The organism is Mesorhizobium sp. M2D.F.Ca.ET.226.01.1.1 (assembly GCF_004022705.2).
Taxonomy (GTDB): domain Bacteria; phylum Pseudomonadota; class Alphaproteobacteria; order Rhizobiales; family Rhizobiaceae; genus Mesorhizobium.
Window position 1 is genome coordinate 261,071 of sequence record NZ_RZOY02000005.1, and the last position, 18,328, is coordinate 279,398.

Annotated in this window: 23 protein-coding genes; 7 read left to right on the forward strand and 16 right to left on the reverse strand. The window is 62.1% G+C overall.

Annotation, left to right across the window (positions count from 1 at the left end):
* Nucleotides 1-108: 108 nt before the first annotated feature.
* From EN869_RS13925 to EN869_RS13965, 9 genes are all read right to left on the reverse strand, one after another.
* Nucleotides 109-288 carry a hypothetical protein gene (locus tag EN869_RS13925; protein WP_127226277.1) on the reverse strand — a complete coding sequence of 60 codons (180 nt, stop codon included), beginning with the start codon at nucleotides 286-288 and terminating at the stop codon, nucleotides 109-111.
* A complete protein-coding gene (locus EN869_RS13930; protein ID WP_127226279.1) occupies nucleotides 285-578 on the reverse strand; it encodes a hypothetical protein in 294 nt (97 codons plus the stop codon). Before EN869_RS13930 ends, EN869_RS13925 begins: the two co-directional genes overlap by 4 nt.
* Nucleotides 579-593: 15 nt before the next feature.
* Complete coding sequence (locus tag EN869_RS13935) at nucleotides 594-1,943, reverse strand: hypothetical protein (RefSeq protein WP_127226281.1); 1,350 nt, start codon at nucleotides 1,941-1,943, stop codon at nucleotides 594-596.
* A gap of 104 nt (nucleotides 1,944-2,047) precedes the next feature.
* Complete coding sequence (locus tag EN869_RS13940; RefSeq protein ID WP_127226282.1) at nucleotides 2,048-2,452, reverse strand: hypothetical protein; 405 nt, start codon at nucleotides 2,450-2,452, stop codon at nucleotides 2,048-2,050.
* A gap of 357 nt (nucleotides 2,453-2,809) precedes the next feature.
* Complete coding sequence (locus EN869_RS13945) at nucleotides 2,810-3,808, reverse strand: AAA family ATPase (protein WP_167509391.1); 999 nt, start codon at nucleotides 3,806-3,808, stop codon at nucleotides 2,810-2,812.
* Between the two features lie 449 nt (nucleotides 3,809-4,257).
* The gene (locus EN869_RS13950) at nucleotides 4,258-4,719 is read right to left on the reverse strand and encodes a crossover junction endodeoxyribonuclease (protein ID WP_167509392.1); all 462 of its coding nucleotides are present in this window, start codon (nucleotides 4,717-4,719) and stop codon (nucleotides 4,258-4,260) included.
* 17 nt (nucleotides 4,720-4,736) lie between these two features.
* Nucleotides 4,737-4,946 carry a helix-turn-helix domain-containing protein gene (locus tag EN869_RS13955; protein WP_127226287.1) on the reverse strand — a complete coding sequence of 70 codons (210 nt, stop codon included), beginning with the start codon at nucleotides 4,944-4,946 and terminating at the stop codon, nucleotides 4,737-4,739.
* Nucleotides 4,947-5,033: 87 nt separating this feature from the next.
* Nucleotides 5,034-5,441 carry a hypothetical protein gene (locus EN869_RS13960; protein ID WP_127226289.1) on the reverse strand — a complete coding sequence of 136 codons (408 nt, stop codon included), beginning with the start codon at nucleotides 5,439-5,441 and terminating at the stop codon, nucleotides 5,034-5,036.
* Nucleotides 5,434-6,654: a site-specific integrase gene (locus EN869_RS13965; RefSeq protein ID WP_127226291.1), complete on the reverse strand. Its 1,221-nt coding sequence runs from the start codon at nucleotides 6,652-6,654 to the stop codon at nucleotides 5,434-5,436. Before EN869_RS13965 ends, EN869_RS13960 begins: the two co-directional genes overlap by 8 nt.
* A gap of 311 nt (nucleotides 6,655-6,965) precedes the next feature.
* On the opposite strand from EN869_RS13965, the gene EN869_RS13970 reads away from it, so the two are divergent.
* Nucleotides 6,966-7,256, forward strand: coding sequence for a hypothetical protein (locus tag EN869_RS13970; RefSeq protein ID WP_127226293.1), 291 nt, complete (start codon nucleotides 6,966-6,968; stop codon nucleotides 7,254-7,256).
* 21 nt (nucleotides 7,257-7,277) lie between these two features.
* On the opposite strand, the gene EN869_RS34390 is transcribed toward EN869_RS13970, so the two are convergent.
* Nucleotides 7,278-7,649: a hypothetical protein gene (locus EN869_RS34390; RefSeq protein ID WP_167507034.1), complete on the reverse strand. Its 372-nt coding sequence runs from the start codon at nucleotides 7,647-7,649 to the stop codon at nucleotides 7,278-7,280.
* 530 nt (nucleotides 7,650-8,179) lie between these two features.
* Between EN869_RS34390 and EN869_RS13985 the strand changes: the two genes are divergently transcribed.
* Nucleotides 8,180-9,322 carry a hypothetical protein gene (locus EN869_RS13985; RefSeq protein WP_127226296.1) on the forward strand — a complete coding sequence of 381 codons (1,143 nt, stop codon included), beginning with the start codon at nucleotides 8,180-8,182 and terminating at the stop codon, nucleotides 9,320-9,322.
* Between the two features lie 132 nt (nucleotides 9,323-9,454).
* On the opposite strand, the gene dprA is transcribed toward EN869_RS13985, so the two are convergent.
* The 4 genes from dprA to EN869_RS14005 form a co-directional block, all read right to left on the reverse strand.
* Entirely contained in the window at nucleotides 9,455-10,582 is a 1,128-nt protein-coding gene (gene dprA, locus EN869_RS13990) for a DNA-processing protein DprA (RefSeq protein WP_127226298.1), read from the reverse strand.
* The gene (gene plsY, locus EN869_RS13995; RefSeq protein ID WP_127226300.1) at nucleotides 10,579-11,160 is read right to left on the reverse strand and encodes a glycerol-3-phosphate 1-O-acyltransferase PlsY; all 582 of its coding nucleotides are present in this window, start codon (nucleotides 11,158-11,160) and stop codon (nucleotides 10,579-10,581) included. The genes dprA and plsY overlap by 4 nt, the downstream gene beginning before the upstream one ends.
* 185 nt (nucleotides 11,161-11,345) lie before the next feature.
* Entirely contained in the window at nucleotides 11,346-12,632 is a 1,287-nt protein-coding gene (locus EN869_RS14000) for a dihydroorotase (protein ID WP_127226302.1), read from the reverse strand.
* Nucleotides 12,629-13,594, reverse strand: coding sequence for an aspartate carbamoyltransferase catalytic subunit (locus EN869_RS14005; protein ID WP_127226304.1), 966 nt, complete (start codon nucleotides 13,592-13,594; stop codon nucleotides 12,629-12,631). The genes EN869_RS14000 and EN869_RS14005 overlap by 4 nt, the downstream gene beginning before the upstream one ends.
* 199 nt (nucleotides 13,595-13,793) lie before the next feature.
* Here EN869_RS14005 and EN869_RS14010 point away from each other — a divergent pair, with 199 nt between their 5' ends.
* The 3 genes from EN869_RS14010 (at nucleotide 13,794) to EN869_RS14020 (ending at nucleotide 16,537) form a co-directional block, all read left to right on the forward strand.
* The gene (locus EN869_RS14010) at nucleotides 13,794-15,422 is read left to right on the forward strand and encodes a DNA alkylation response protein (RefSeq protein ID WP_127226306.1); all 1,629 of its coding nucleotides are present in this window, start codon (nucleotides 13,794-13,796) and stop codon (nucleotides 15,420-15,422) included.
* Nucleotides 15,423-15,638: 216 nt separating this feature from the next.
* Nucleotides 15,639-16,196 carry a hypothetical protein gene (locus EN869_RS14015; RefSeq protein WP_127226308.1) on the forward strand — a complete coding sequence of 186 codons (558 nt, stop codon included), beginning with the start codon at nucleotides 15,639-15,641 and terminating at the stop codon, nucleotides 16,194-16,196.
* Nucleotides 16,196-16,537: a DUF6105 family protein gene (locus EN869_RS14020; protein WP_127226310.1), complete on the forward strand. Its 342-nt coding sequence runs from the start codon at nucleotides 16,196-16,198 to the stop codon at nucleotides 16,535-16,537. Before EN869_RS14015 ends, EN869_RS14020 begins: the two co-directional genes overlap by 1 nt.
* Here EN869_RS14020 and ruvX read toward each other — a convergent pair.
* Nucleotides 16,479-16,961 (reverse strand): Holliday junction resolvase RuvX, encoded by a 483-nt coding sequence (gene ruvX / locus EN869_RS14025; RefSeq protein WP_127226312.1) that lies wholly within the window; start codon nucleotides 16,959-16,961, stop codon nucleotides 16,479-16,481. The genes EN869_RS14020 and ruvX overlap by 59 nt on opposite strands.
* Nucleotides 16,962-17,079: 118 nt before the next feature.
* Between ruvX and EN869_RS14030 the strand changes: the two genes are divergently transcribed.
* A complete protein-coding gene (locus EN869_RS14030) occupies nucleotides 17,080-17,787 on the forward strand; it encodes a metal-dependent hydrolase (protein WP_127226314.1) in 708 nt (235 codons plus the stop codon).
* On the opposite strand, the gene EN869_RS14035 is transcribed toward EN869_RS14030, so the two are convergent.
* Nucleotides 17,784-17,990, reverse strand: a complete 207-nt coding sequence (locus EN869_RS14035) for a hypothetical protein (RefSeq protein WP_127226316.1) — start codon at nucleotides 17,988-17,990, stop codon at nucleotides 17,784-17,786. The two genes, EN869_RS14030 and EN869_RS14035, sit on opposite strands and share 4 nt — an antisense overlap.
* A 48-nt stretch (nucleotides 17,991-18,038) precedes the next feature.
* On the opposite strand from EN869_RS14035, the gene gatC reads away from it, so the two are divergent.
* Nucleotides 18,039-18,326 (forward strand): Asp-tRNA(Asn)/Glu-tRNA(Gln) amidotransferase subunit GatC, encoded by a 288-nt coding sequence (gene gatC, locus EN869_RS14040; RefSeq protein ID WP_127226318.1) that lies wholly within the window; start codon nucleotides 18,039-18,041, stop codon nucleotides 18,324-18,326.
* Nucleotides 18,327-18,328: the final 2 nt, after the last annotated feature.

Consider the following 18,328-nt stretch of genomic DNA (forward strand, 5'->3'; position numbering starts at 1 on the left):
TGGCCTTGGTAATGGCTGGGATGAGCCTGGGCATGCGACGGACCCCTTACGGCCTGTCGCAGCGAGGCTGCGTGATAGGTGCCCGACGGGGCGGCTCGTTTTGCCATTTCAGTTGTCCTTTCGTTGCTCAAATCGCCGGGAAACCGCCGGTTCGGTGCTGCGCCATGACTGGATTTTGCCGCCGCGATGCTCGATGCGTTCCCGGCATTCGGCATCAACAGGATCATGGTCGTTGGCGGCTTGGCGGTCCGCGAGCCATTCGAGCGTTTCGACGAGATTGCGGGTCATACGATCGACCTCGCAAAAGCCGCCTTCCGCTCGTCGCGCCGCTGTTTTTCCAGTTCTGCGGCAGTGAGACGCTTGATCGTCACGGTCTTCGGCGGATCGGCCGGCAATGTCGGCATGGCCTGATCCAGCATCTGCTTTTTTGCAGTCTCGCATTCGCACCGCGTTGTGGGCGCATCGACAACTGGCACAATGCGTTCCACGCCACAGGCGACGCATCTCATCCGGTAGGACGACAGCTTTTCGACCGGCGTCATCGTGCCGAAAATGACCCCCATCATCTGATGATCCATCGCTCTCGATCCTTTCTAGACGATGCTTCTGATCAGCCGCTCGCGGCGTTCTTCAGCGAGGTTTTCGAGCTTTTGAATCTGCTCGCGGCTCGGGCCGGCCTCATCAGCCAAGGCCAGGACACCTGCGACGGCGTTTGCCAGGTCGTCCCGGCCATTACGGGTGTGGTCAACGATGTCTCGGCCGGAACTGCTAGTGCGGCGCTCAAGGCTGGTGAACTGCTGGACAAGTCGGTCGCTGTCCAAAAGAACAGCCTCGCCGGCCATCAGCATCGGCAGGGCAGAGAGGTAGATTTCGCTCCGATTCAGCTCTGAATGCCGGTAGGAGACGCCGTGGCGGCTGTAGGCGCTGGAAACCCACTCAGCGGCGTACTTGTCGCCGAAAACGGTGGTCAGCCGGTACTGGCTGAGGAGCTGACAAACGGCCCTTGTGGTGTCTTCGGGGTCGCAAGGCGCCCGGAACTCCCGCATCGCATCGAGAATCGTCCTATGGCCTTCCTTGTGGCCAATGGCAACGCAATAGCTGTCCGAAACACCCCCGGAAGGGTCGGCAAAGGCGACGTAGCGGTGGCTGTAGTCGAATGGCCTCTCATATGTGCCGGCTTCGACGCAGGCCCTAACCCGCTCGTAGGGCACGAACGACGCGATGTCGTCGCGCCAGATGCTCAGATATTCCGACTTGGCGGCATCGGGGTCACGCTCGACTGCCTTGTCGATTACCTTCTGAGGTAACGTCTCGTTGAAGTCCTTGGAGGAGCCGAACGACACAAGCACCTGGGGATCGCCATCGGCCCCGTAATTGCGCCTGTAGGCCTCCCATAGCTCGCCCTTCTTGCCGTAGACGCTGGAGCACATGATCAGCGGTCCGCGCGTGGTTATGAGGGCAGGCCTCAGAGCGGCCAGGATCTCACGATCGGGGTTCGAACTGGTCTCGTCCGAGAACCAGAAGGCGCACTCGTCCGCGACCGCCGCAATGGCCGTGATGCCGCGAATGGACCGGAAGTTGGCAGGCCTGATTTCGAGATCGACGCCGTTCTTGAGCGAGATGGTTTCAGCGGTAGTGTTCTCGACCAGGCGCTTGAGGGCCTTGATGTCGGTGAAGGCGGCATTGGCATGACGGAAGGCGATCTTGGCGGTCCGCTGGCTCTGGGCAAGGAAGGGTAGGACGCCACGGTCGCCACGGCTGAGCACGTCGGACCAGTCGCAGAGAGCCGCGAGATAGGTGGACAGCGTACCCACGGCAGTCGTCTTGCCAGAGCGGCGGCCGGAGATGCAGACCAGTTCCTCGACCGGGCCATCAGGCAGCGTGTCACGGCCTGTCCTGGCCTCGTACAGCGCCATTTCCTCGTCATTGAGCGGTTCGCCCATCGAGGCAATGAGGATCGCGCGCCAGGCGTCCCAGGACTTGCCGGGAAGGAGCGTTCCTAGCAGTCGATCGTCAGAGAGCGCTTCGCGGATCGAGTAGATTTGCCTCATGCTGCCTCGCGCTTCTGGCGAGCCACGGCCATGAGGTCGATGGTGTCGCCGTCCTTCTGCTTCCGCTCGATGCCGAGGTCGGTGAGCAGGCGCCGCAGCGTGTTGGAAAGCGTGCTGTAGAGGTTGAGGTCTGCCGGATCGGCCGGACCAACAGAGAAGCGGGCTTCGAGCTGTTCTAGCTGCACCTCAAGCGTGGAAGCGCGGCGGATGATGCTGCGCTGGGCTTCAGAGAGGAACGGTGAGCCGCCAGCGTCGGCCGCGTGCTCGGACACCAGATCACGGAAACGCCTCGCCCACGGGCCGCGCTCGTCGCCACCTTCGGCGAAGAGGGCGTTACCGTTCGTCACACGGCTGCGAACAGTCGGTGATGGCTTGGCGGTCGTGATGCTCTGTGCCTGCATGTTCCCGTCGATCTGTTGCGGATACTGTGCGGACACAGTTCGCCTGTTCGACTGGAAAAGCAAACAAAATCAAGATGATTGTCATGATTTGTCTACTGATAACAAATCAGTTCCAATCTTTTCCTGTTTGTCGATAGGCTCAGTGCGAAGCTTGCCAGACGGTTCGATGGCGCTTCGAAACAGAGGCAGAAAAAGTTCGGATTCTGGTGCGAACCTGAACAAGGTTCACCAATAGTCATTTTGCCCGTGACAGAGCGTGACAGAGCGTGACACGTCACGGTGCGTCACGGTGGAGGGAAAGCGTGACGTGACGTGACATGTGTCTATAGACATGTCACGGTGTCACGCCTCCAGCCGCTACCCTGCACACTTCCAGACATGATCATCGTAGAAGGCGATGTGCCCGCCGTTGTGCAGCGCCTTCTTGGCTCGGTAGAAGCCTTGCCGCTTGGTGTCGGCTGTATCCCCCGGGGAGAGCAGATAGACGTACTTCCGCCATTGATCGATATGCACCACCTTGCAAGGCGGCCAGTCCTCTCCGAACTGCATCACGCCATGTGCAGCGATCGCATCATCAAGCGCGTTGAGCGCGGCCCGATTCTCGCCGGAGAGTTTCTTGGGCTTGGCCGCGCTCTTCGTTACCGACGCGTCGATTTCGGGAACAAGGGTGCCGTGCGACTGCACCAGCCGGAAGCCCCAGGAGCCGCTGCTGTCGGCGTCCTTGTGCCTCTCCACCGTCAAGGTTGCGGTCATGGCTTCCTTGTCGCCTTCGACCCTGAGGCGCGTATCGAACGAGCCCCAGAAATGGGTATGCATGCGGGCTCGGGTTTCGTCCTGCCAGCCTGTATGTGCCACCGTCAGGATCGAGGCGCCAGTTTCGCGGAGGATGCGCTGGATACCATGCACCCACGCCCGGGCTGTCTTGTCTTCGATCTCAGAGCCGGCCATGGAACCGCCGAAGATGTCGATGACGACCAGGGCGAAGAAGTCCTGCTTCATCCTGGCAATTAGCGCCGTCACGTCGTCGGCAACATCTAGCCGGATCTCCTTCGGGTAAAGGAATGCACGCCTGTTCTCTTCCTCGATGCGGTGGTGATCGTACCATCCCGGGATACGCAGCCGGCCGACGCCATTGGCGCCTTCAGTGGCGACGAAAAGCACGCCGCCGTGACTGACTTCGTTGTCGTGCCAGTCCTGGCCAGTATCGACGCTGAGGCCGATATCGATTGCCAGGAAAGACTTGAAGGCGTTCGACTTGCCGAACATCACGGCAGTGGAACGCTTCTGGATGAGCCCATGAACGAGCCATTCCGGCTCCGGCAAGTTGCACATGTCGTAGTAGGAAAGGAACTCCATCAGTAGCTCCTTTTCGCCATACGGCGCCATTCAACAGCGGCGCGCTCAATGTGAGACGGTTCCGGCTGTGGCACTGGACGCCACGGCCTGTCATGGAACGAGGCCACGATCCCGGCGACATAGCTGTAAGACCTAGCGGTCGGATCGTGTTCGCAGCCCGCGTCGTCGAAGCGGAGCACGGCGCATTGAAGGTGATTGCGTGCCGCCGTGAGATGCCGGACGGCAGCGCCAATGTGCATGTCCTCGATGCTTGGGATGTTAGGGCGGATCGTCATGCGCGGCCTCCATAGGCAAGGCCGGCAGTCACTAGGGCTAGCGGCAGCGACATCGGACAGCGCTTGATGATGCGACATGCTTGCAGAAGACGGATGTCTTCGGCTATTGTCGGGTTCTTGGATGGATTGGTATCGACTTCGCGAAGCTCGCCCTGGCCGGCGGGCTTTCGCATTTCAGGAGGCATCCACATAGGCGCCTCCCATCGTCTCCGCTGCGAAACGGGCCAGTAATGCGGCCTCTGCCCTGCCGTGGTCCTTCTTGCGGCCGAAATGGGCGCTGGAGGGCCATAGGCGGATTGCCAGGGCTCTAGCCTTCTCCTTGTCACTGTCGAGCCGGAAATGCTTCTTCCATCGGCCTGGGGTAACAAGGTGCGTCGGGATGCCGAGAGCCGCCACAACGCCGCGCGCCATGCCGTAGGACATGCCGAATTTGAACGTCGAGCTTACGCCCTGCTTAGGCATCGCGCCGACTTGCTCAATGATTGCCATCGTGGGCGAAAACTGGACGATGGAGCGACCAAGCTCCGCCGCATCGATCTCGCCGGCCACAAGAGGAACGTCGCTGACGGCAATAAGGTCGGGCCGGGAAGGGAAATAGAAGCTGATGGCGCCGGATGCGCCTGGGTCGATGCCCATGATGCAAGTCACGTCAGTCATGCCGCCACCCTCCGCTTGTTCGGAGAGCGTTCCTTGGATTCAAGCCATGCCTTGACGCTGGTGATCCGGTACAGGATGCGGCCACCAACTTGAACGTAGGGAATTCCGTCCGGCATGTCCTGCCAGCGGCACACAGTGCGAGGGGTGATGTTCAGTTCGGCCGCGAGCTGGTCGCGGGTAAGATATTCGTCAAGAAGCTTTGTCATCGGATGTCCTTCCATTGGTTGGAACGACACCCAATTGACCTATTTTTTCAGCGCATAAGAGAAGCAAAAGACGCAGAACCTTCTGCGTCAAATCTCATCGAGCGCCCGGCGTAGCGTGTCCATGCTGATGGCCGTTTCGAGACGCTGGTTTACCTCAGCCAGGAGCGCCGCTCGTTTCCCTTGGAGTATGCTCGCCGGGAGGGCGCGCAATACAGCCTTAGCTGCCTCGCGCTGATCGGGGGGGCGGTTGCTGACCTTTGCAGCCGTTGCGACCTTCGGCACAACCTTCGGCCCGACGCCCATCAGACCATCAATCCAGGCGTAGAGACTTTCCTTATTGATGATGCCGAGGCCTACAGGGTCTGTCCCCATGGTCAACACCTGCCTATTCCCGATTGCCATGGCAAGGAGGGATCCAGACCTCCACGACTGCGCGTTGCCAGTGCGCGCCGTGACTGCGGCCTCTGCCTCATCTCTCGAAATCCACTCAGCCATGGAGGTTCCTCACGTCGGCACCCTTGTCCTCGGGCTTGGCCGTTACGATCGCGCCGACGCGTTCGGTGGCCTGCCGTAGCGGATCGTCCATAAGATGGCTGTAGCGGGCCGTGGTGGCCGGCTGTGAGTGTCCGAGCAATGCACCGATGATCGGCAGGGAAAGGCCTGCGCTAGCCAGGACAGAGGCATAGGTGTGGCGTAGGTCGTGGATGCGGGCAGACGGTGTCACCACGATCTTTTCACCCACGGTTTCGGCGGTGACGATGCCGGCGGCGATACACACGTCCCGCCACTCGTTCTTGATCTCGACGCGGTGGTCGGAGCCACGGCCGGGGAACACATAGACGGCATCGTCCTTGGCCTTCTCGCGAAGCTCGGTCAGCAGCAGCCGGGCAGGGGCGGAGAGGGGAACGCGGTGCAGGGTCTTCTGCTTCGTGGTCGAGCCCGGCTTGGTCCACACGCCGGCAGTGAGGTCGAATTGCTCCCACTTCGCCGCCTGGACTTCGCCACGGCGCGCGCCAGTGAGAAGCAGAAGGCGGAAGATGTTAGCTGCCTGTTGGTCCTCTAACGTGGTCAGAGCCTCCGTGAGCTTCACCAGTTCGGCCGGCGACAAATAGCGGTGACGCTTTTGCTCATCGTTGCGCTCGATCCCCTTGGCCGGGTTGTCGGTGCGCCACTTCCACTTGATCGCTAGCCCGAACATCTTGGACAGCACCGCAACCGTCCGGTTGGCCAGATAGGGTGCGTCCTTAGAAATCTTCCGATGCAGGCTGTCGATGTCTGTAAACTCAACCTCGATAACCTTCTTGTGGCCAAGAGGCTTTCGGAGGCGCTTGTCGATCAGAGCCTTATAGTCCCGCGCCGTCGAATCGCGTTTCTTGGGCAGGTGCTCTTTCTCGAAACGGTCGAAGAGATCAGCCATCGTCTTGGCATCACGCGCGTTCTTCAGCTCGCCCATCGGATCAAAGCCGACATCGATCCGTTTTTTGAGATCCTTGGCTTCCTCGCGGGCGGGGCTGCATTTCCAATCGGAGCAGGAGCCGATTGTAAACCGCCGCTCCAGGCCGGTGCGCGTGCGATAGTTCAGAATGAAGGATTTGGCACCCGCAGCGGTGACGCGAACACCGAAGCCCTTCACTTCATCGTCGTAGGTGATCCTGTTGCCGGTGGCCGGCGTCGGCAGTTTTTTGATTTCGGGGTCGCTAAGCTTCATGGTTCCGTGTCCGCACTGTGTCCGTCAAATCAACGGGCTTCCATAGGCGGGCATTGTCGCATAGTGTCCTGATTTGTCAAAAGATGTCACTTACGAATCAACAGCTTAATGGGCGGACACGGGGATTATTGAACATCTTCAATGGCTTGCTGAAATGGCGAAGAATGAACTTTTAATCAGTAGGTCATGGGTTCGAATCCCATCGCGCTCACCAAAAAATCTAAGTAAATCAGTAACTTGTGAGATGTGAGGGCGATTTTTGTGTCCGCTCGGATTTAGCATCCGCAGTGTCCGCAAACTGAGGAGGACTCTTGGATTGGGTCAAGGTCGGGTCTCTGGTCGCAACCGTTCTGGCGCTGGGGCTGTCGGTTCACTTCTGGCGGCGGCAATTTCGCCCGATCGTGACAGCTATGGTTAAGACCCATAAAGGCGGCAACGTCGGCATCGCGTACAACCTTGTAGTGCTTAATTCAGGATCGATTCCAGCACGTGACATATGGTTTGAGGTCGCTGACACTCGCGCACTCGACGCAGCCTTTGCGCTCGGCGCCCAGGAAGCTGACAAGAAAAGCGGAGCCGAGTTCCCAATCCGCATTCATTAACAAAGGCTGGTTCGGCCAAGATTATACCGAAGAAACGAAGCTAAGGATTGTCGACAGCGACACGTTCACTGGCTTCATGAGGGGATGAAAGGGCCCGGAAGCCGAAAAGCCGCCGGGCGCTCCCTCGTATTTTAGCAAAATGTGAAACAAAGCGATTTCACTGGCGTTGAAGCTCCGAAAAGGAGCTTCGAGCATGGACTCGTCTACAGCAGCCGTCATGGTTTTGCTTTTGTGCAGCCAAGGCGATGCATCGGTCTGCAAACCGGTCAATACGGCTTCGTCTCGCGTGTTCTCATCCCTCAGCGAATGCCGTTCTTCGTTGGCAAAAGAGCTAGCGCGGGCTCCCAGCGGAAGAATGGTCGGCCGATGCCAAGTCGTCGATCCGATCGTCACAGGCTCGCTGCCAGCCGGCTACACGACAGTTATCGTTTCGCGTGGCGGGAAGGCTGCGACGTATGTTGTACCGCATAATGAAAAGCCCGCCACCCATTGAGGCAGCGGGCTAACTTTCCGCCTTGGGTCGAAATCAGGTGCCACGTCTGCGTCCCCGTCAATCGGAACAAAAAAGCTATGCACGGCGGTTTCCTTGCCGAAGGGACCGCAATTTGGGTTGCGGATACGGTGGACGTATTGAACTTGGAATTGGCCAGGGCCAGGCAGCGCGTCAAGCGCGCTGAGATTTCGCTCAATCACGCAAAAGAACGCTGGACGAGGAATGCGGCGTCGGGATCGATCTTGTGCCGTACGACCGCATAAGGTCGGAACAGCAGCGGGTTGCGGAGGCCAGGAAGCGGCTGGTGAAGATCGCTTCGACTGCCTCAGCCTGACGGTGTGACTTCCCCGAGACAAAGGTGATCCTGCCGCGTTGCCTTGTTCCTGGACAGGGTCATGGTTAAACTCCGGCCTCCGAGGGAGGCTCCAGGATGGCACTTGACCTTTCGGTAGAGACCACGTCCCGCAAAGCGACGCCGCCCGGCCGATATCTCTTCGGTCCGGTCGCCGACTTCCTTATGCTCGGCGGCAGCGCGTTTGTGATTCTGCCTGTGCTGTTTTTCGTGCCGCGCGACTATGAAGGGCCGTTGGCCGCGACGATGGTTGTCGTGGCTTATCTGGTGAACTATCCGCACTTCGCCCATTCCTATCAGATTTTCTATCGCAATTTCGGCCGCAAGGCGCGTGGCGACGGGTACGACAGGAGCCTGCAGCTTCGCTACATTTTCGCCGGCGTCATCGTGCCGGTGATCATGGCCTTGTTCTTCGTCTATGGCGCGGCGACGTCGAACACGCGGCTGCTCGGATTGGCGGCCAATGCGATGTTCTTCTTCGTCGGCTGGCATTACGTCAAGCAGGGCTACGGCATGCTGATGGTTGACGCCGTGCTGAAGCGCAAATTCTTCGATAGCCGGGACAGGAAGGTGCTGCTGGTCAACAGCTACGCGGTCTGGATCCTGGCTTGGCTGCAGACGAATACGGCGGTCACGCAGGGGCAGTATTACGGCCTGCAATATTACACCTTCGCGGCGCCATCTTGGATAACCGACATCGCCGTGCTGGCGGCCGTCGGATCGACGGCGGCGACGCTTCTGATGCTGGTCAACCGCTGGCGAAAAAACGGCGGCGGCCTGCCTTACAATGGCATCGTGGCCTATGTCGCCTCGCTCTATCTCTGGATCCTGATCGCCAGGGTAAACCCGCTCTGGCTGCTGGTGGTGCCGGCGCTCCACTCGCTGCAATATCTGGCCGTGGTCTGGCGCTATCAGACCAATGTCGAGCGCGACGTCTCGGATGCCGCGAGCGACCCGGAACCGAAAATCCTGTCGGTGCTCGGGCCTCGCTACCGGCTGCGTGTCCTGGGATTCATCATCGGCGGCGGCGCGCTCGGCTATCTCGGCTTCTGGCTGATCCCGTTCGTGCTGACCGCGCTGATCCCCTACGACAGCCAGGTCCTCGGTTCGTCGCTGTTTTTCTTCATCGTGCTGATCTTCATCAACGTGCACCACTACTTCCTCGACAACGTGATGTGGCGCCGCGGCAATCCGGAAGTGTCCAAATATTTGTTCCGTTAGAGCAATTCCAGGAAAAGTGTGTAACGGTTTTCCGTCCGGAATTGCGTAGAAAGAAACACTTAGAGCGGTTCGGCGATTCCGTGAAACGCTGAACTGCTCTAGCGAAATTCGGGCCGGCGGGCGACGCCGAGGTCACGCGATCAGCGACACATTCCCACCCGTGTGACGCTCCAGCCGCCCGGCGAGGTCGAGCTCCAAAAGCACCATCGCGATTTGCGCGGCGCTTAAGCCTGTGTGGCGGATGATATCGTCTATGCCTGTCGGCGTCGGCCCGAGCGCTTCCAGCACATCGGCGCGCTCGTTTTCGCAGGGCGGCGGCATGGCCGACATGTCGGGTGCCTCGGCAAGCGGCGCGGTTCTTGGAGGGCGGGTGCCGGCAAGCGGCGCCAGGGCGCCCAGCACGTCTGCGGCTTCGGTGACCAGCGTAACGCCATCCTTGAGCAGCGCGTTGCAGCCGGCGGCGCGCGGGTCGAGCGGCGAGCCGGGCACGGCGAAGACCAGCCGGCCCATTTCGTTGGCGAGGCGTGCGCTGATCAGCGAGCCGGAACGTTGCGCGCCTTCGACCACCACCAGGCCGAGCGCCATGCCGGCGACGAGGCGGTTGCGGCGCGGGAAATCCTGGGCGCGCGGCTGCCAGGCGAAGGGCATTTCCGAAACGATGGCGCCGCCGCGGTCGGCAATCTCGTCGCACAGGCCGGCATTTTCGGGCGGATAGGGGACATCGAGCCCGCCGGCCAGCACGCCGACCGTGCCGGTCGAAACGCTGCCCTTGTGCGCGGCCGTGTCGATGCCGCGCGCCAGGCCGGAAACGATGGCGTAGCCTTCGCTGCCCAGATCGGCCGCCAGCATGCGCGCCATCTTGATGCCGGCAAGCGAAGCATTGCGGGCGCCGACAATCGCCACCGCCGGCAAGCGGAAGACCGCGCCTTCGCCTTTCACCGCCAGCAGCGGCGGCGGGTTGTCCAAGGTCTTCAGCAAGGGCGGATAATCGGCCTCGCCGATACCGACGAAGCGGGCGCCGGCACGGCGGGCGGTGTCCAGCTCGGCTTCTGCCTCGGCGACGGAGGGGATGCGGACGATGCGATTGGCGCCGCCGGAAATCATTAATTCGGGCAGCATTTCGAGCGCGGCTTCGGCCGAGCCGAAGCGGTTGATCAGTTCGCGAAAGGAAGCCGGGCCGACATTCGGCGTGCGGATGAGGCGGAGCCAGGCAAGCCGCTGCCGGTCGCTGAGGCGCGGGCCGGCCGTCGGCGCGCTCATCCCTTCGCTCCGATCTTGCCTTCGGTGCCGGCCAGCAGCCGCGAGATGTTGGCGCGGTGCTTGGCAATCACGATCAGGCTCATCACGGCGAACAGGCCTGCGATCTGCGGCGTGCTGATGAAATAGAGCGCGATCGGCACGACCACCGCGGCCGCCAATGCCGCCAGTGAGGAATAGCGGAACAGGAAGGCCATCGCGAGCCAGACGACGGCGAAGACGAGCATGCCCTGCCAGGCAAGGCCGATCAAAACGCCGAGATAGGTTGCGACGCCCTTGCCACCCTTGAAGCCGAGCCAGACTGGGAAGAGATGGCCGAGGAAGGCGCCAAAGCCGGCCAGAAGCCCATAGTCCGGCCAAAAATGGCCGGCGACCAGGGCTGCAGCGGTGCCCTTCAGCGCGTCGAGCAGCAGCGTTGCTGCGGCGAGACCTTTGTTGCCCGTCCTCAGCACATTGGTCGCGCCGATATTGCCGGAGCCGATCTTGCGGACATCACCGAGACCGGCAGCACGGGTGATCAGGAGCCCGAACGGGATCGAGCCGAGCAGATAGCCGAAGATGAGCGCGATCGCGTAACCCATTGTTTCCCCCATATTCCTGTCGCCTAGGTGCTCGCCCCAGGATTGACGCACTGTGCGTGATGCAACCATAGTTTGCAAGAGCTGGCGCTGGTCAAGCATCAGTTGGGCATAATGGTAGAGTCGAGAGGGTTCGCCAAGCAACTCTGTGCCTGGCAGACTTGGCAGCGCTCAATGTGTCGGGTGGTCTACGCGGAAAACACCGTGCGGCCCGCAACCATCGTTTGCAGAATCTTGCCCTGCAGCCGCGCGCCTTCGAAGCAGGTGTTCTTCGAGCGCGAACGAAGGCCGCCTTCGCTGACGATCCACGGCTCGTCGAGATCGACGACGGCGAGATCGGCCGGCGCGCCCGGCTGGAGCGTGCCGCCCGGCAGGCCGAACAATCTTGCCGGCGTCGTGGACAGCGTCTCGATCAACCGGAGCAGCGGCACGTCGCCATTGTGGTAGAGCCGAAGCGCCGCGCCAAGCAGCGTCTCCAGCCCGATCGCGCCGGCGGCGGCATCCGCGAAGGGCAGGCGCTTGGTGTCGACGTCCTGCGGATCGTGCGAGGAGACGATGATGTCGATCGTGCCGTCCTTGATCGCTTCGATCATCGCCAACCGATCGTCCTCGGCGCGCAAGGGCGGGGTCAGCCGGAAGAAGGTGCGATATTCGCCGACATCGTTCTCGTTGAGCGACAGATTGTGGATGGCGACACCGGCCGTGACGTTGGCGCCGTCCGTCTTTGCCCGGTTCACCGCGCCGGCGGCCATCGCCGACGAGATTTTTGCCGCGTGATAGGCGCCGCCGGTCAGCCGGGCCAATGCCAGGTCGCGTTCGAGGGGGATGAGCTCCGCCTCGCGCGGGATGCCCGAGAGGCCGAGCCAGCTTGCGTAGAGGCCTTCGTTCATCACGCCGGACGAGGCGAGGTTCGCATCCTGGGTTTCGTGCGCGATCACACCGCCGAAATCGCGCGCGTAGGTAAGCGCGCGGCGCATCACCAGCGCATTGGAAATCGTGTGGCGGCCGTCGGTATAGGCGACGGCGCCAGCTTCGCGCAGCAGGCCGAATTCGGTCATCTCGCGGCCTTCGAGGCCCTTGGTGATGGCGGCCGCCGGGAAGATGTTGATGCTTGCCGTGTCTTTTGCCGTGCGCAGCACGAATTCGACCAGCGCCACATTGTCGATCACCGGATCGGTGTCCGGCATCATGACGATGGACGTGACGCCACCTGCCGCCGCCGCGACACTTGCCGAGGCGATGGTCTCGCGATGCTCGCCGCCCGGTTCGCCGATGAAGACGCGCGCGTCGACAAGGCCTGGGATGATCGTCTTGCCGGCGCAGTCGACCACGGTGGCGCCTTCCGGCACACCCTGGTTGAGCGCGGACTTGCCGGCCGCTGCGATCTTGCGACCGTCGACGATGACGCTGCCGATCTCGTCCACGCCGCGCGACGGGTCGACGATATGCGCCTTGCTGAAGACGGTCACGCTCATGCGCCGCGTCCCTCGTGGTTGCGGCGCGGGTCGAGCAGCGCTTCCATGACCGCCATGCGCACGGCGACCCCCATCTCCACCTGTTCCTGGATGACGCTTTGCGGTCCGTCGGCGATTTCGGAGGCGATCTCGACGCCGCGATTCATCGGGCCGGGATGCATGACCAAGGCATCGTCCTTGGCGGCCTTCAACTTTTCAGCATCGAGGCCGAAATAGCGGAAATACTCGCGGATTGACGGCACGAAGGCGCCTTCCATGCGCTCGCGCTGCAGGCGCAGCATCATCACCACGTCGGCATCCTTCAGCCCTTCGGCCATCGAGCGCGCGACGATGACGCCCATCCTCTCGATGCCGGACGGCAGCAGCGTCGAGGGCGCGACGACGCGCACCTGCGCGCCGAGTGCGTTGAGCAGCATGATGTTGGAGCGGGCGACGCGCGAATGCAGGATGTCGCCGCAGATCGCCACGATCAGCTTCGACAGCGGCCCCTTGGCGCGGCGGATGGTCAGCGCGTCGAGCAGGGCCTGCGTCGGGTGCTCATGCGCGCCGTCCCCCGCATTGACCACCGAGCAGCCGACCTTCTGGGCCAGAAGCGCAGCCGCGCCCGCCGACTGGTGGCGGATGATAAGGATGTCCGGGCGCATGGCGTTGAGCGACATGGCCGTGTCGATCAGCGTCTCGCCCTTCTTCACCGAGGAGCTTGCCACCGACATGTTCATGACGTCGGCGCCAAGCCTTTTCCCGGCCAGCTCAAAGGAGGACTGCGTGCGCGTCGAGGCCTCATAGAACAGGTTGATCTGGGTGCGGCCGCGCAGCGTCGAGGTCTTCTTTTCCGGCTGGCGCGAGATCGCCACGGCCTGGTCGGCGCGATCGAGCAGCAGCTCGATGTCGGCGGGGGAAAGATCGCGGATGCCCAGAAGATGGCGGTGGGGAAAGAGCGGCAGGGACGAAGCGTCGGTCATCTCAAGGCGCTGCTATAGGGTGCGCTCCGGCCTGCCGCAAGCGCCAGCTTTGGATTGCGGGCGTTCTCCCCGGTATTTTCGTCGCGCGCCTTGTCAGGCTTGGGCTATAAGGCCCAATGGCTTCGGATTCGCGACCGCAGCCTTGAAAAGGTAAGGACCTCTCGGCCGACTTGAGGATTGGGCAACTGAAGGATTGGGCGTGACCGACGAGGTGATCAACCAGCCGCCGCCATTGACGGGTGGCAATGCGTGGCGGGGCGATCCTTTGCTCATCCAGCTCGCCGAGCGTTTTTCCGATCCCGTGCGCAAGGATCTCGACGGGCTCGGCAAGTTCGTGATGACGCAGGAGGCGCAGGAGCTCGCCCGCCTCGCCAACACCGACACGCCGAAATTGCGCACGCATGACCGCCAGGGCCGGCGCCTCGACCTGGTCGAATTTCATCCGGCCTATCACGCCTTGATGCGCCGCTCGGTCGCCGGCGGCCTGCATTCTTCCGTGTGGGAGAACGGCGATGCCGAGATCGGCCGCCGCCATCAGGTGCGGGCTGCGCGCTTCTATCTGACCGCCGAGCTCGAGACCGGGCATCTGTGCCCCATCACCATGACCAGCGCTTCGCTGGCGGCGCTGATGGCGAGCCCGAAGCTTTTCCGCGAATGGGCGCCGCGCGTGACGACGCGCAAATACGACCAGACGCAAAAGCCGCCGGTGCAAAAGACCGGGCTGACGCTCGGCATGGGCATGACCGAGAAGCAGGGCGGCACCGATGTGCGCGCCAACACCACAAGGGCCGAGCGCACGGGAAGCGGCTTCTACCGGTTGACCGGCCACAAATGGTTCATGTCGGCGCCGATGTCGGATGCCTTCCTGGTGCTCGGACAGGCGCCGGAGGGACTGTCCTGCTTCCTCGTTCCGCGCATCCTGGGCGACGGTTCCGGCAATGGCTTCCGCTTCCAGCGCCTGAAGGACAAGCTCGGCAACCGCTCGAACGCCTCGTCTGAGGTGGAGTTCGTCAACGCGATCGGCGAGATGGTTGGCGATCCGGGCGCCGGCGTCAAAACGATCATGGACATGGTGACGCTAACCAGGCTCGATTGTGCGGTCGCGTCGTCGGCGCTGATGCGGGCGGGGCTGGCCGAGGCCGTTCATCATACGCGCCATCGCCAGGTCTTCGGCTCAAACCTCATCGACCAGCCGCTGATGCAGCGAGTCCTAGCCGACATGGCGCTCGACGTCGCCGCGGCCACGGCGCTGTCATTCCGGCTGGCGCGCTCTTTCGACGAGGCGGCAAGCGATCGCGGCGAGGCGGCTTTTGCCCGCGCCATGACGCCTGTCGTCAAATACTGGGTCTGCAAGATCGCGCCGGCGCTGCTCTACGAGGCGATGGAATGCCTCGGCGGCAACGGTTATGTGGAGGAAGCGCCGCTTGCCCGCTACTACCGCGAGGCGCCGGTCAACGCGATCTGGGAAGGTTCCGGCAATGTCATGGCGCTCGACGTGCTGCGGGTGCTCGGCCGCGCGCCTGGACTGTTCGAGGAGGTGCTGGCCGGCATCGACCGCGATCTCGGCACCGGGGGCCGCGGCACCATCGGTGTGTTGAAGGCGGCCATGCAGGTGGCGGCGACCGACCAGGGCTCGGCGCGGCTGCTCACCGAACAACTCGCGCTGTCCGCGGCCGCCGCGGAGCTTCGCCGGCTGGGGGCAGGGCGCATTGCCGACGCCTTCGTTGAGACGCGCCTCGGCGGCCAGTGGCGCACCACCTACGGCATGCTCGATTCGCGCCACGACGCGCGCATGATCGTCGACACGCTCTATCCGCCGGTGACCTGATCCAGGTCTAGATCAAGAGATAGAGCCTGGTGTCGTCCGAAAACCGCTTCACACTTTTCGGCATCATGCTCGAAAGGCCGAATTGACGGCCTGTGGATGACTGTTAACCTTAACAAATGGTTTCCGTTGCAGCGGGCCTTTGCAAAGCCCAATCTCCGCCTGCTGGAGTAGGGAAAGGTTAACCATGATCTCCCGGACTCCCCAAACGGGAAGCGCATGCGGCACGTGTTGAGCTCAGTTCTTGCCTTGCATTGGGCGGCGGTTTTCGCGCTGCTTGCCTTTATTTGCATGGACGGCAGCCGCGGCATAGCGGCGGCGCTTGGCGTGCTTGGTCTTTCCATCCCGGGCGGCCGGTTTCCCGAGCTTGACAATCTTGCCGTGGTCGCGCCGCTTTCGATCGCGCTGTTGACCGTCGCGGTGTTGTTCTGCTGGGCCTTCGTCGAAACGCTGCTGAACGCGGCGGCAAGGCCGGATGCGGGCGAGGGCGTGGCGCGGATCGCCTTCATCTGCGCTTCTTTCCTGCTTTCGCTGATCCTCGTCGGCGGCGTGGCGCAAGGCATCGACGGCCTGTTCATGATCGTTGCCATCCAGATGACGGCGCTGCTTGCCTCCTATGTCGCGGTGACGGCCGAACGCCGCTCCAGCCTTGCCGCGATGACATTGCCCGAAGGCGACGTTCACACCGCCTCGCGCATGGCAATGAGCGCCGCGCACAGTTCGCTTCTCTCCCGGATATCCGGCCGTCCGGAAAACAAGCCCGGAGGCAGCCGCTGATGCGCACGATATTTACGCTCTGGGCTGCTCCGATGGCCATCTTCTGGGGATGGTTCTTCTTGTCGGCCAACGACATGAATTTCGGCTACGCGATGCTGAGCCGACAGGTGCACGACTTCGCCTTCCAGCTCTATGGACAGATGCTTGGCGTCGATCCGGCTATCATTCCGGGCATGGTGGCGCGGACCTGCATTTTCGACTTTTTCCTGCTCATGGGCCTATGGGCGTTTCGCCGCCGGCGCGAAATCACCGAATGGATCAGGCAGCGCCGGCAAGGCGCGATCAGCGAGGATCGCCTGAGCCGAGCGACTGAAGCCGGTCCAACGCTCCCTGCAGAATAAAGGCGGCAGCCGCCGAATCGATCTTGCCGGCGCGCTTCCTGCGCGAAAAATCCATCTCGATCAGCGCGCGTTCCGCAGCCACCGTCGACAGCCGCTCGTCCCACAGCACAAAGGGCAGGTCGCAAAGCGTCGCCATGTTGCGGGCGAAGGCGCGCGATTTCTGGGCTCGAGGCCCTTCAGAGCCGTCCATGTTGACGGGAAGGCCGAGCACGATGGCGCCGACATTGTCCTTCTCGAGCTGAGCGAGCAACTGGGCGGCATCGAGCGAAAACTTCTTGCGCAGGATGACGGGGCGGGGATGAGCGAAGGACAACCCGCGATCGGAAACCGCTACGCCGATCGTCTTGTCGCCGAGATCCAGGCCGGCGAGCGCGCGGCCGCCGGCAAGATGTCCCGGCAATTCCTCGATTGAAATAACGGCCACCGGCTTCCTCTGACATCGGGGCGTCACACAACCTTTTGACGGTGAGGAACGCCGCGCTACTTTCAATTTGTCGCCAGCGTTCTATCTTCCGGCAACGGAAAAATCGAGGAAAGCATTCATGAAACTGACCTGGTACGGACATTCGGCATTCCGCGTCGAGACCAATGGCGCCACCATTCTCATAGACCCCTATCTGGTCGGCAACCCGTCCTGGAGCGGCGGCTGGGAAGGACCGGCGGAAGGCGCGACCCATGTGCTCTTGACCCACGGCCATAACGACCATGTCAGCGGCGCGATCGAAGTGCTGAAGAAAAGCGGCGCCATGCTGGTCGCCAATTTCGAGATCTGCATGTATCTTGTCGGCCAGGGTGTCAGCGGCGAAAAGATCAATCCGGGCAATATCGGCGGCACCGTCGATTGCGGGCCGTTCACCACCACCTTCGTCCAGGCGCTGCATTCGTCCTCTTTCGGCGGCGAAGGCGGCACGAACACCTATCTGGGCAATCCGGGCGGTCTTGTCCTGCATTTTCCGGAAGACAAGACACTCTACCACATGGGCGACACCGACATTTTTTCCGACATGGGGCTGATCAACGAACTGCACGAACCGAAGATCGGCATCGTGCCGATCGGCGATCGCTTCACCATGGGTGGCGCGGTGGCGGCCCTTGCCTGCCGCCGCTTTTTCGGCTTCGACACCGTCATTCCCTGCCATTTCGGTACCTTCTCGATGATCGACCAGACCGCCGACAAGTTCGTCGCCGGCATGGAAGGCTCGGGCGTCAAGGTGGCGTTGCCGGAGATCGGCAAGGCGATCACGATCTAGCTTTCTGCATCGGGAATCTGGAACAAAACCAGAGCCTTGAGGGAGTTTCTATGCATTTCGGTGCTGGTCGCGGCAACGCCCGCGCCGGCGAGTGCGCACTCCGGCAACAGCGGCTGATATTTTCGCTGCGACCGCGTGGCGATGCCCGCGTGGCGATCGGCCACCGCACACGATCGTCGACCATCATCCATGTTGCGCGGCAAGCGCCGCGCCGCTATAGCCCGCACTGGTTTTCCCGAGGCGAAAAGAACATGTCCGTTGATCTTCAAACCGTGAAGCGCGTCGCGCACCTTGCCCGTATCGCGGTGAGCGAGGAGGATGCCGAGCGCATGACCGGCGAATTGAACGCCATCCTTGGCTTCGTCGAGCAACTGAACGAGGTTGATGTCACGGGCGTCGAGCCGATGACCTCGGTCACGCCGATGGAGATGAAGAAGCGCCAGGATGTCGTCACCGACGGCAACAAGCCCGCCGACATCGTTGCCAATGCGCCGGCGACGGATGAGAACTTTTTCCTCGTGCCGAAGGTGGTGGAGTAGGT

Bases quoted from the DNA above. Each gene is read 5' to 3' on its own strand.
- EN869_RS13960 (WP_127226289.1), bottom strand. From the start codon at position 5,441: ATGGCTGAGTGGATTTCGAGAGATGAGGCAGAGGCCGCAGTCACGGCG.
- EN869_RS13945 (WP_167509391.1), bottom strand. From the start codon at position 3,808: ATGGAGTTCCTTTCCTACTACGACATGTGCAACTTGCCGGAGCCGGAA.
- EN869_RS13935 (WP_127226281.1), bottom strand. From the start codon at position 1,943: ATGGGCGAACCGCTCAATGACGAGGAAATGGCGCTGTACGAGGCCAGG.
- EN869_RS13930 (WP_127226279.1), bottom strand. From the start codon at position 578: ATGGATCATCAGATGATGGGGGTCATTTTCGGCACGATGACGCCGGTC.
- EN869_RS13955 (WP_127226287.1), bottom strand. From the start codon at position 4,946: ATGACAAAGCTTCTTGACGAATATCTTACCCGCGACCAGCTCGCGGCC.
- EN869_RS13965 (WP_127226291.1), bottom strand. From the start codon at position 6,654: ATGAAGCTTAGCGACCCCGAAATCAAAAAACTGCCGACGCCGGCCACC.
- EN869_RS13940 (WP_127226282.1), bottom strand. From the start codon at position 2,452: ATGCAGGCACAGAGCATCACGACCGCCAAGCCATCACCGACTGTTCGC.
- EN869_RS14020 (WP_127226310.1), top strand. From the start codon at position 16,196: ATGCGCACGATATTTACGCTCTGGGCTGCTCCGATGGCCATCTTCTGG.
- EN869_RS13985 (WP_127226296.1), top strand. From the start codon at position 8,180: ATGGCACTTGACCTTTCGGTAGAGACCACGTCCCGCAAAGCGACGCCG.
- EN869_RS14030 (WP_127226314.1), top strand. From the start codon at position 17,080: ATGAAACTGACCTGGTACGGACATTCGGCATTCCGCGTCGAGACCAAT.
- EN869_RS14015 (WP_127226308.1), top strand. From the start codon at position 15,639: ATGCGGCACGTGTTGAGCTCAGTTCTTGCCTTGCATTGGGCGGCGGTT.
- dprA (WP_127226298.1), bottom strand. From the start codon at position 10,582: ATGAGCGCGCCGACGGCCGGCCCGCGCCTCAGCGACCGGCAGCGGCTT.
- plsY (WP_127226300.1), bottom strand. From the start codon at position 11,160: ATGGGTTACGCGATCGCGCTCATCTTCGGCTATCTGCTCGGCTCGATC.
- EN869_RS14005 (WP_127226304.1), bottom strand. From the start codon at position 13,594: ATGACCGACGCTTCGTCCCTGCCGCTCTTTCCCCACCGCCATCTTCTG.
- gatC (WP_127226318.1), top strand. From the start codon at position 18,039: ATGTCCGTTGATCTTCAAACCGTGAAGCGCGTCGCGCACCTTGCCCGT.
- EN869_RS14000 (WP_127226302.1), bottom strand. From the start codon at position 12,632: ATGAGCGTGACCGTCTTCAGCAAGGCGCATATCGTCGACCCGTCGCGC.
- EN869_RS13925 (WP_127226277.1), bottom strand. From the start codon at position 288: ATGACCCGCAATCTCGTCGAAACGCTCGAATGGCTCGCGGACCGCCAA.
- EN869_RS13950 (WP_167509392.1), bottom strand. From the start codon at position 4,719: ATGGGCATCGACCCAGGCGCATCCGGCGCCATCAGCTTCTATTTCCCT.